8 protein-coding genes and 1 pseudogene are annotated in these 10,321 nt (G+C 68.5%); 6 read left to right on the top strand and 3 right to left on the bottom strand.

Annotated elements, in window-relative coordinates:
• Window positions 1–612 precede the first annotated feature (612 nt).
• Genes ACTWPW_RS61070 through ACTWPW_RS61060 form a run of 3 tightly spaced genes read right to left on the bottom strand, consistent with a single transcriptional unit; the run spans window position 613 to window position 2,407 of the window.
• The gene (locus ACTWPW_RS61070; protein ID WP_443174555.1) at window positions 613–1,434 is read right to left on the bottom strand and encodes an aquaporin; all 822 of its coding nucleotides are present in this window, start codon (window positions 1,432–1,434) and stop codon (window positions 613–615) included.
• Window positions 1,435–1,929 (bottom strand): DUF3237 domain-containing protein, encoded by a 495-nt coding sequence (locus tag ACTWPW_RS61065; RefSeq protein ID WP_443174554.1) that lies wholly within the window; start codon window positions 1,927–1,929, stop codon window positions 1,435–1,437.
• A 31-nt stretch (window positions 1,930–1,960) separates the two neighbouring features.
• Complete coding sequence (locus ACTWPW_RS61060; protein WP_443174553.1) at window positions 1,961–2,407, bottom strand: ester cyclase; 447 nt, start codon at window positions 2,405–2,407, stop codon at window positions 1,961–1,963.
• 86 nt (window positions 2,408–2,493) lie between these two features.
• On the opposite strand from ACTWPW_RS61060, the gene ACTWPW_RS61055 reads away from it, so the two are divergent.
• From ACTWPW_RS61055 to ACTWPW_RS61030, 6 genes and pseudogenes are all read left to right on the top strand, one after another.
• Window positions 2,494–3,120 carry a TetR/AcrR family transcriptional regulator gene (locus ACTWPW_RS61055; protein WP_443174552.1) on the top strand — a complete coding sequence of 209 codons (627 nt, stop codon included), beginning with the start codon at window positions 2,494–2,496 and terminating at the stop codon, window positions 3,118–3,120.
• 1,210 nt (window positions 3,121–4,330) lie between these two features.
• A complete protein-coding gene (locus ACTWPW_RS61050) occupies window positions 4,331–4,801 on the top strand; it encodes a hypothetical protein (protein ID WP_443174551.1) in 471 nt (156 codons plus the stop codon).
• A gap of 247 nt (window positions 4,802–5,048) precedes the next feature.
• Complete coding sequence (locus tag ACTWPW_RS61045) at window positions 5,049–6,554, top strand: GMC family oxidoreductase (RefSeq protein WP_443174550.1); 1,506 nt, start codon at window positions 5,049–5,051, stop codon at window positions 6,552–6,554.
• A gap of 95 nt (window positions 6,555–6,649) precedes the next feature.
• Window positions 6,650–6,911 (top strand): annotated as a pseudogene (locus ACTWPW_RS61040) (transposase); the annotation flags it as partial.
• 109 nt (window positions 6,912–7,020) lie between these two features.
• Window positions 7,021–8,169, top strand: a complete 1,149-nt coding sequence (locus tag ACTWPW_RS61035) for a hypothetical protein (protein WP_443174549.1) — start codon at window positions 7,021–7,023, stop codon at window positions 8,167–8,169.
• Between the two features lie 400 nt (window positions 8,170–8,569).
• Window positions 8,570–8,863 (top strand): hypothetical protein, encoded by a 294-nt coding sequence (locus ACTWPW_RS61030; protein ID WP_443174548.1) that lies wholly within the window; start codon window positions 8,570–8,572, stop codon window positions 8,861–8,863.
• Window positions 8,864–10,321 lie beyond the last annotated feature (1,458 nt).

Below are 10,321 nucleotides of genomic sequence, written 5' to 3'. Positions count from 1 at the left end.
CATGGTCATTCGCAGCCGACTCAAGCAACTGCAGTACCGCCCCGACCTCCTGGACGCCTTCCTGACACACACCGGCCTGATCACGAACCCGAGATCGACATGAAACCCCGAACTTTCAACCTCTGTACGCAGGGCCTGGACGGCAGCCGCGAGGCGTCTACGGTGGGATCATGGGCGATGACGAGCCGAGGTTCGGCTACGGCTAAAGGACGGCGGCCGCTGTGGAGTGAGCACGATCGCGATGCCGAGCGGGTCCGAGACACACTTCGGGGTGCCGATCTGATGGAATTCAGCGACAGCCGGGCCGGGTTCGTGGTGGAGGGCGGGGGCGCGGAGCGGCCCTTCCTGGTGGCTTTTGCCGGGCCCGAAAGCGGGGCCGGGAAGCAGGTTGGCGCGTATGCGGCAGCGCAGAGGGCGGCCGGGATGCCCTCTGAGCCCGGCGCGCGCTGCACGAGATCCCGCCGCTCGCCCCGCCAGCGCCGGGCAGGGACCGGAAACCCGGGGTGGCGGCGAATGCCCGCCACCTCGGACGCGCATCGCCCGGCGGTCAGGTGATCATCGCACAGGTCGCCCGAGGCGTCGGCGGGTGCCGTCAGGCGGTCATGGATGACCTCAGGTGTCACCCGGCGAGGCGCTCGACACGCAAGGCCCGGGACGCGGCTCCTCCTGAGGGGGCACACCTTGGCCGCGTCCATCTCGAATCGCCGGAGGGCCGATCGCGATCCCATTAGCGGAGGTGGCCCGCTTGCCCGGCAACAGCCAGCTGAACAGAATGACGGCGGCGGCTGCCCCGGCTGCCTCTCCGATGAGGAAGCCGGGAACGTCCAAGGGGCGGATGCCGGTGAACGTGTCCGTGAACGCCCGCGCGAGGGTGACGGCCGGATTCGCGAAGCCTGTCGGAGTAAACCAGAACACCCCGACGATATAGGCGCTCACAACGCTCGGGAGCGCAGCAGCTCGCGTCCGCGAGCAGACCCAGACGATCCCCACGAGCCCGAAGGTTGCCACGAATTCTCCGAGAACCTCTGCGGCGCTACTTCTTTCGTGGGTGGCCAGGGAGAAGACGGGCACGGCGAACATGGCGTCGGCGACTCCGACCCCAACGACGCCGCCCAGCAGCTGGACCAGTGCGTACATCGCCGCCACGCCGGCCCTGATGTCGCCGCGGAACGCCATGGCGAGGGTGACCAGGGGATTGAAATGGGCGCCGGAGAGCGGCCCGAGCCACTCGATGAGAGCGAACAGCGCGGCGCCGGTCGCCAGGGCATTCGCGAGGAGCGCCACCGCGGTGTTCCCGGCGGCGAGCCGCTCACCCAGGATCCCGGAGCCCACGATCGCGATCAGCAGGAGTCCGGTTCCCAACGCCTCGGCCGCCAGACGCTGGCGAAGTGATGCCTGGACCGGTGGCGAGCGGTCGGCAACGGCGGTGCTCATTCACACCACCTGGAAGACCTTGTAAGCGATCCCGCCTTCGACGAGGTAGCCCGATGCCACGCAGACGATGTCGTTCAGCCATGCATGCGACTCGGCTCCTGTCTCAAAGAGCGGATTGCTCCTGAAGTAGTAGCGAGACGGGGGCACCTGGTGTCTGACGGCGTCGTCGGCCATGTCCGCGCGCAGTTCCGGCGGGGTGGTGTAGCGGCCGCCGTAGGTCATGTGCAGCAGGGCTCCGTCGTCCGTCCGCAGGGTGAGCCGGACGTCCAGGAGCATGACCCCGTCGGGGCGGAACAGCGCCCAGTCACCGCCGCCCGGCAGGACTTCGCCCCGCAGTCTCGGGCCCTCGAACGTTCCGCCGGCGGCGCCGAACAGGACGCGTTGCCCGACCGGTCCCCTGCCGAAGTCCAACTGCGGGTTCAGATCGATCACGATGTCGAAGAGGAACTCCGTCTGGATTTCCCCGACGTCCTTCACGCGTGGGTCGGCAAGCATGTGGAATCGCCTTTCGTTGCTGGAGGTGACTTCAGGCGGCGCCGAACAGCTTCCGCCGGACGGCGTCGGTCGAGACGCCCGATTGGGCGCACAGTTCTGACAGGTCGAAGAAGAAGCGCTCACTGGCGATCAGATCGTCCGTGAACGTGAACTGGATGAACACCGGGAGCTCGGCGCGGCGGCCGTCGGGCACTACACCGAACCGGTCACCCGTCATGGTCATCCGGACCGTCCCCCAGCAGACCAGCGCGTCGCGGTTCGCGGCGTGGCCTTGCAGGGCGACGTCGTAGTCGGGAAACGCGGCGAAGAACCGGCGCAGCGCCTCCTCGTTCTCCGCCGGGCCGCGGGCCGTCGTTCCGAAGGCCGGGTTCTCCAGCACCATCTCCGGGTGGAGCAGTGCCAGGGCCGCGGGTACGTCCTGGCGGCTCTTGGCGGCGGCCAGTGCCTGCGCCAGCTCGAGCATGCGATCGGCGTCCATGGTTAATCCTTCGTCAAGGGTAAGGGGATCGAAAGAATACGGTCGTTCGTACGTATAGGGCAAGCGGATGTGGCACGATGGAGGAGATGAGCGACAACGTCCCGCCCCCCGATCCTGCGGTCACCGATGGGCGCCTGCTGCGCGGCGCCCGATCGCGGCGAGCCATCACCCGGCACGCCGTCGATGTCGCGTCACTGGAGGGGCTCAACGGGCTCAGCCTCGGCCGGCTGGCCACGGACCTCGGAATGAGCAAGAGCGGCATCCAGACTCTGTTCCGGACGAAGGAGAAGCTGTACCTGGCCACGATCGCAACTGCACGCGAGCTCTTCCTCGACGCTGTCGTGCGCCCAGCGCAGGCGGCGCCTCCCGGAGCTGCGCGGCTGCGCGCCCTGATCGACCACTGGATCGGCTATGCGGAACAGCCGCTGTTCACCGGCGGCTGCTTCTGGGCGGCCAATCTGCCCGACTTCGACAGCCGCCCCGGTCCCATCCGGGACAACCTGACGCGCCAGCATCAGGACTGGCTGTCCCTCATCGCCGCAGAGCTGCGCCACGCCCTGGACGCCGGCGAAATCGCCGCCCTGGACCCCGATCTGGTCGCCTTCCAGACCGACGCGGTTCTCACCGCGACCAATACCGCCCTGCGCTTGGGTGACCGCGACGCGCCCGGCAGAGCCCGCCGTGTGATCGACGGCTTCCTCCCCCGCCCCTGAAACCGGCGGTCCTGTCCACGGGAAACTCATAGAACCGCTCGAGGTGGCCGCCTCGAGCGGGGCGGGGTAGACCGGCTTAAGGTCCTGGCGATGCGTACTCGCTCTGGCGCTGCCTGGTGACCTCGGCGGCCGCGGCGCGGTCGGCCGCATCGGCGGCCTGGGGGCATCAAACTCCTCCAGGGCCTCCCCCGCCGCCGCCCGGGTCGCCTCGTCAGCCATCAGGGCGGTCCTGACCACCGTTGGGTGGCCGATGACGTAGGTGATGGCCGCGGGGCGGGTGCTGGACTTGGCCGCCTCCCGCTCGATCGCGTCGCGCCGCTCGGCCCAGATGGGCCTGGCCTCCCAGCTGCGGCAGTAGCCATTCTTGCCGAAGAACGGATACTGCTCGACGTCGGGAAGCTCACATCTGCGCCGGGCACTCGCACACCCGCTTGCCCCGGTTCCCGCCCCGGGGGCATCCGGCACACCCCGCCATCCCGGACCACATGAACCCGGCCGTAGCTCGGCGCGGTGAACGTGGCCAGCACCAGTGGATTCGCTACCGTTTGTTCAGGCCCGCCGTGCGCGTCACCACCGACATCCCCGGGTCACTCCAGCGGCGAAAACATACCAGGCATCCGTTCGGTAGCGCGCCGCGCACGGCGGGCGCACACTCTCCCACCGATCTTTGGCGCAGGCCGCCCCCCCATCGGGACTGCGCCACGCCACCCGCTCCAGATCAGCCAGCGTCACATCAAAGCGCAGCGGAGTCCCCCGCCGCCCGCCGACGCACCTCCACATTCACCAGCGCCCATACTCCTGCCAGGTTGTTGCCACCGGAATCTTTTGTGAGCGGCCCACGCCACACCTGAGACAGAGGGCAAGCAGGGGCCGCTGTCCCTGACGGAGCGGACGATGCCGTCAACGCCATCAACGCCGTTCAGCGCCGCCGTCAACCGCGTGACGGCCGACCAGGGGAACGCAACCAGCCCGAAGGACAACCGGGGCATGGCCGGGGATGACCATTGCCCTCCACCCGATCGCCAAGCACACAGCAGTCAGCACATGGGCAGCACACCCACGGCACAGGGGCGGCACGCCCACGGCACGGGGGGCAAAGCCTGCGGCCCCCGGACCCGCCCGCAGCAGCGCGTTACAAGCTTGACCAAGTCCGACAGGGGCCAGTCGCGGGCACTCGATCATCACCTAATCGGGACCGCAGGACCTGTCGATGGGGCTGCCTCCGGAGCGGGTGGCACTGCTGACGCCGCTGGTCACAGCGGTACGGTCCGATCTGGTGCGCGGCGGATTCAACAGCAACTTCGACGCCCCCGGCGCCATGCCCCCAAAGGAGCCGGCTGCCGACAGTATACCGTCCTACCTGGCCTTGTCCACCGCGTGCGAGGCGCCGGTGACCGGCCCACAGACCGGCTTCGACCTGGTGTGGCCGGACCTGGAGAACCTCGGCCGGATCGGGGTGCTGAACCATGCCCAGCAGGTCATCACGGAGATGAAGCAGAAGATCGCCCCGGTGGAGACCAGGGTCGCTGAACTGAAGGACGACGATCGGCCCACCGTGTTCCCGTTCGAGTACAACGAGGGAACCGCCACCCCCTACGCGCCCGGCAACCAGAAGGTGATCAACGCGGTCCTCGTTACGGCCGGCGGCCGTAACCTCTTCGCCGACCAGAACAAGGCGTAGACCAAGGTCGGCTGGGGAGAGGTGGCCGCCCGCAACCCACAGGTCATCCTGATCATCATCTACGACAAAGGCAGCTCCGCCGCGAACGACGCCCACGTCACCGAAGCCGAGAAGTTCCTGCTCGACAACCCGGCGCTGCGCGGGGTACGCGCGGTGACCGACAAACGATTCGCTCGGCAGATCTACGAAGCGGCCTCGGCCGGCGGCGCCCGCAACGCTATCATTCGGTTGATTAAACTTTGCTCCCATGGTGAGCACCACGAAAGACTCAGACCAGCGCGTGCGCGCAGACGTCGCGATCCTCGGCGGCGGCACCGCCGGAGCAGTGGTCGCAGGTCGCCTGCTCGCGAACACGTCCCTGTCCGTGGTCGTCGTCGAGGCCGGACCGGACTACGGATCCTTCGATTCCGGACGCTGGCCCCGCGAACTGCTCGACAGCGCGACGCTGCCGGACACGCACGACTGGGGATACCGCGGCCCGAGCGCCGTTCCCAGCCGGGAGCTGGCGTTCGAGCGTGCCCGCGTCATCGGCGGCTGCTCGGCCCATAACGGCTGCTCTCAGACGGTCGGCCACGCCGCCGACTACCGCCAGTGGCGGCTTTCCTGGACTGACGAAACGCTCGCCGGACTCATGAAGGAGGGCGCGGCCAGACTGCGCGTCCGCCACTACTCCGACGAAGAACTCACCCCCTTCCAGTCCGCCGCAATGGAAGCCATGATCGACTGCGGCATTCCGCGGACGGACGACCTCGACGACCTCTTCGGCGGGGCCGGCTGCGGCCCGTCACCCGTGAACAACCCTGGCGGCGTGCGCTGGAACAGCGCATTCGCCTACCTCGACCCCGTACGCGGCGAGAGCCGTCTGCGCATCATCGACCGGGCGCTGGTCGACCGGCTCGAACTCCACGGCTCGACGGCCCGCCGCGCGCACGTCCTGCGCGGACAGGAACGACTCCTCGTGGAAGCGGACCGCTTCGTGCTCTGCGCCGGCACCTACGGCAGCCCCGAAATACTGCTCCGCAGCGGCGTCGGCCCTGCCGACGAGCTACGCGCCCTCGACGTGCCCCCCCGCCTCGACCTCCCCGGCGTCGGGCGCAACCTCCACGACCACCCCACACTCGAATTGCGCTTCGCAGCAAGCGACGAACTGGTACGACGGCTTACCGGATACGAACGCCTACGCCCCCTGCCAGACGAGCAAGTCATCGGCAAGACGCTATCGGCTGACGGCCAAGAACCGTACGACCTGCATCTCCTGCCGTGGACCACCCACACCACCGATGGCTGGGCCTGCGTGCTGCCCGCAGCCTGCCTCACCCCACGCTCCCGGGGCACGCTACGGCTCACCACGCGCGACCCGAGGTCCACGCCGATGATCGACCATGCCTACCTGACGGACCCAGAAGGAGCCGACCTCGCGGTGCTGCAGGACGGCATCGACATGTGCCGGCGCATGGCAGCCTCAGCCGCGCTTGCTCCCCTGCTTGGAACGCCGTTGGACGAGTTCAGCGCCGACCCGCAAGCGAGCGAGGCCGCGATGGGCGCTTCCGCCGCACACTATTGGCACCCAGTGGGCACCTGTGCAATAGGCTCTAACCCCTCCGCGGGCGCCGTGGTCGACGACAGCGGGCGCGTGCACGGCACCGACAACCTCTGGGTCATCGACGCCTCGATCATGCCCGTGATCCCAAGAGCCACCACCAACCTTCCGGTCGTCGCACTCGCCGAGCACCTCGTTCACACACTCCGCTGACAAAGCCACGAGGTAAGCGCTTGTCAACAACATGACTGCCTACTGGCCCCGCGCCGCATACGTCCGCTGCCACGTGGCCACCCGCGTCGCGTGCCTTCGACGTCGAGATCCGCAAGGTGATCTGCTCCACCAACGCCACCGAAAGCGTCAACGCCCGCATCCATAAGGCTGTCCGCGCCCGTGGCCACTTCCCGAACGAGACCGCCGCCCTGAAGTGCGTGTTCATGGCCCTGATGAGTCTCGATCCCACCGGACTGGGGCCGCAAGAGATGGACCGTGCGCTGGAAGGCGCCCTTGAACGCCTTCCAGATCGCCTTCGACCCTCTGAACATTTCAACAACCCAGATCAGCCGTTAAGTTGACACTCCCGTAGACGACCAAGAAGGGCACGAACTCAGTCCAGCTGGTCTCCCACAGGCGCACGATCGCCGGGTACTTCTTCCCCCAGATCACGACCCAACTCGCCATGGCGGACCTGCTGGACATCTCCCAGCGGGAGGTGTGCGCCCGCGGCTGGCCCGCCTGGCTGCTGCTGGCCTTCTGCGGCGACTGCGCCGTTTTGGAGTCGCCGTGGACTCCGGCGGGTAGCGTCAAAGTACTGGGCGAAGTGGGAGGGCCAGTGGACCGACGAGCGTTCCTCATCGCATCGACGAGCTCGCTGGCCGCCATGGTCGCGCAATGGGCGACGGCCGAAACCGCCTCAGCCGCCCCGCTGGCCGGCCGCCGGATCGGCGCCGAAGTCGTCACGCAGCTCGACGCACGCCTAGAGGCGCTGCGGCACCTGGACGACGAGATCGGCTCCACACACGTCTACGACGCGGCCACCGCCGAGATCCGGCTCATCCGCTCCCTGCTGACCGACACGGCACACAGCGGGCAGGTCGGCCGCCGACTGTACGGGGCGGCGGCCGAGGCGTGCCGCCTGGCGGGCTGGTGCGCCTACGACAGCGGGAACCACGCCGACGCCGAGCGACACTTCATCGCTGCGCTGCGCTCGGCGGCCTCCGCCGGCGACGACACGATCGGCGCGCTGACACTCGCGTTCTGGGCGAACGTCCGCTACACCGGCCGCGATCCGCGCGGGGCCTTGGGCCTGCTGAACGGAGCGCTCACCTCGCGTCGTGTCTCCTGCCCGCGGGTGCTGGCGCTGTTGCACGTCCGCCGGGCCCGCGCCTACTCGCTGCTGGGCGAGACGGTTCCGGCGTACCGGGCGGCGAAGGCGGCGTTCGCAGCGTACGGAAGACCGGGCGAGGACGTGTCGGCGCTGTACTGGATGAACATGGGCGAGCTGCACCAGTTCGCCGGCAGCGCGGCTCTGAGCCTGGGCGAGCCGCGCCGCGCGATCGAGCACTTCGACGCCGCGGTGCGCGGCGAGGACGCCTACAACGCCGAGCAAGAGGCGCGCGGCGCCGCCATCTATCTTGCGCGCCGGTCGGAGGCTCATCTGGCGCTCGGCGATCTCGACGCCGCGGTGGAGGTGGCCGAGCAGGTGCTGCAGCTGATGGGCGGGGTGGAGTCGGCGCGCGGGACGAGCGCGCTGGAGGACCTGCGCGGCGGGCTGCTCGACCACAAGGACGTGCCAGTGGTGCGTAATTTCCTGGAATTGACGGCCTAACCCCATGGTCCGGCGTGTCGACAGCGCCGTACAGCGACCCCGCAACACCTTGATATGGCCGTCAGTCTGCACGAAGGAGATGTCGCCCACATACAGTCCGCGCCAGCGGGCGGGCTCTGCCACGAGCCGATGAACACGTCGGCCCCTATCGCGCCGTCAGGGGCGATGTCCTCGATCCGGTATTTCTTCCACTGCCCGGCAGGGATCGCCTCGACCAACTCGGTCGATCCGAGATACTCGCTGTCCGGGCCGAACCACTCGATGGCCACGCCGCTGTCGCTCCAACCCACAGGCGAGTACAGCGAAGCGGAGATCACGAAAGGGCCGGCGCCCACGCCTGCCGGGGGCTCACAGCAGCTTGCCGTTCTCGTCCAGAAACTTCGCCAGCCTGCTGTTGCCTGTGTGGGCGCTGCTGGTGGTGGCCGAGCGATGGGTCGCCTTCTGGTGGTCGGTTGCCGTGCTGGCCTTGGCCGCAGCGGTCACGGCGGTGCCTCGGTGGCGGCGGGCGCAACCCGTCGTCGGGCTTTTGGCGCCGACGGCCGGGCTGGTGCTCGTGGCCCGGCTCCCCGTGCTGGGGTTCGTCCTGGACGTGGCCGTGTGGCTGGTGCCGCTGGCCCTGTCGCTATCGTCCTGGCTCAGGGCTGGATCGCGGAGGCGGACCGTCGCTGGTCGCCGCGGGCGGCGTCGTGTGTGACCGGGGTATGGGTGACGCTCAGTACCGTCGCCTACGCGATGCTTACCGGGGAGCTGTTCTCCTGGGGACTGGCCGAGCGTGAATACCCCCTTCTCCGGGCCCTGTCCCCGTTCGCGGCTTACGACGGCGTGCTGCTGTTGGCCTTCATCATGCTCGTCGCCGTGTGCGACGCCTCGGCCGGGAGCCCGCCGCGATCGTGGCGCGCTGCCTCGCCGGCGACACCGGCACCGCCATGTCGCTCATCGCCGACAGCGCCCCGAGCAACCGTGGGAACACGCGGTCGCCAGCTGCCTCCGCCTACTGTGCAGCCATGCGGCGGGACACCCACCTGGTGACGCCGCCGCCGAGGCGCAGCACCAGTATTTGGGACTCGACCGGGCGACGGGGTATCTCTTCTTCCGCACGCGCATCGGCCTGACCATCCTGGACCTGGCTGCCGACACTGATCGGCCCCTTGCTGACCGCGTGTTCACGTACCTGATCAGCGACGTCCTCGACACGGCGGACGGGTACGCGGCGCGGGAAAGTCCTGACCCATACGCGGAGCGCCATGCTGCTCAGCCAGGCCGAGCAGCACCAACTCGCTTCCGCCGTCCAGGACGCTGGGCTCGGGCTCGGCTCCATCCCGGCTCCGCTGAGGAACGACCTCTTCTCAGCTGTCCAAGTGAGCGAGACGGCGATATAGGCGGGCCTGAACGCACCGGCAAGGCAATCAACAGGCATACCTCCGCGTAGGAAGCCCATCCCTGGCCGCCCGGCACAGGCCCGACCCGGGCGGCGCGGCCGTGGACCAGACCGCGACCACGGCCACGCCCGCATGACGTCCGCCATCGTCCCGGCCCAGTCAGCCTCGCAGACCACTCGCTCCGGGCAAGCTGCTGGTCGAAGATCTCTTGCTCACGCAAGACATCTTCGACCAGCAGCTTGCCCTGCGCTTCGCCGCTCTGCAGGCTCTTCCTTCACCGGGACGATCCGGCGGCCGCCGCCCAGACCCGTCCGTCCACGACATCCCGCCTCTGGAAGGCCCCTAACCACCCTAAACGCAAGGTCGGGTCGTACACCAAGGCGCCAAAGTCCCACGCCGCGGCCCAAGCTGAACCGTGCCCGTCAGAGCAGCGGCCCTTATCGCCAGTGAGCCCGCGACGAGTTGCGACCTCCAGTGCTCCATGCGCAAACGGCTCGCTGAGCGCGCTGTCGATGCTTCCAAGAAGCCCGGGCGAAACCTCATACTCCGATCCTCAACTTTGCGACAGGCTCCGCATACCCAGGAAAGAGAACACCCGTACCGTTGGCGCAGAACGCGCCAAGCTCGCCAAAGCCCTTCACAAGAGGTACCGGAGTTCCGCAGTTCCTGGTGGTGCTGGTGACACGGTTATGGGCAACAGGCCAGGTAAGCGGCGTTCGCGGTGGTGGCACAAGGAAGTCCGATCCGTGTCACTAGGAACACCGCTCGACACC

Source organism: Nonomuraea sp. KM90, from assembly GCF_052246675.1.
Taxonomy (GTDB): domain Bacteria; phylum Actinomycetota; class Actinomycetes; order Streptosporangiales; family Streptosporangiaceae; genus Nonomuraea.
Note: the sequence above shows the minus strand (reverse complement) of the source record. Positions and strands in the feature narration are given on the sequence as shown.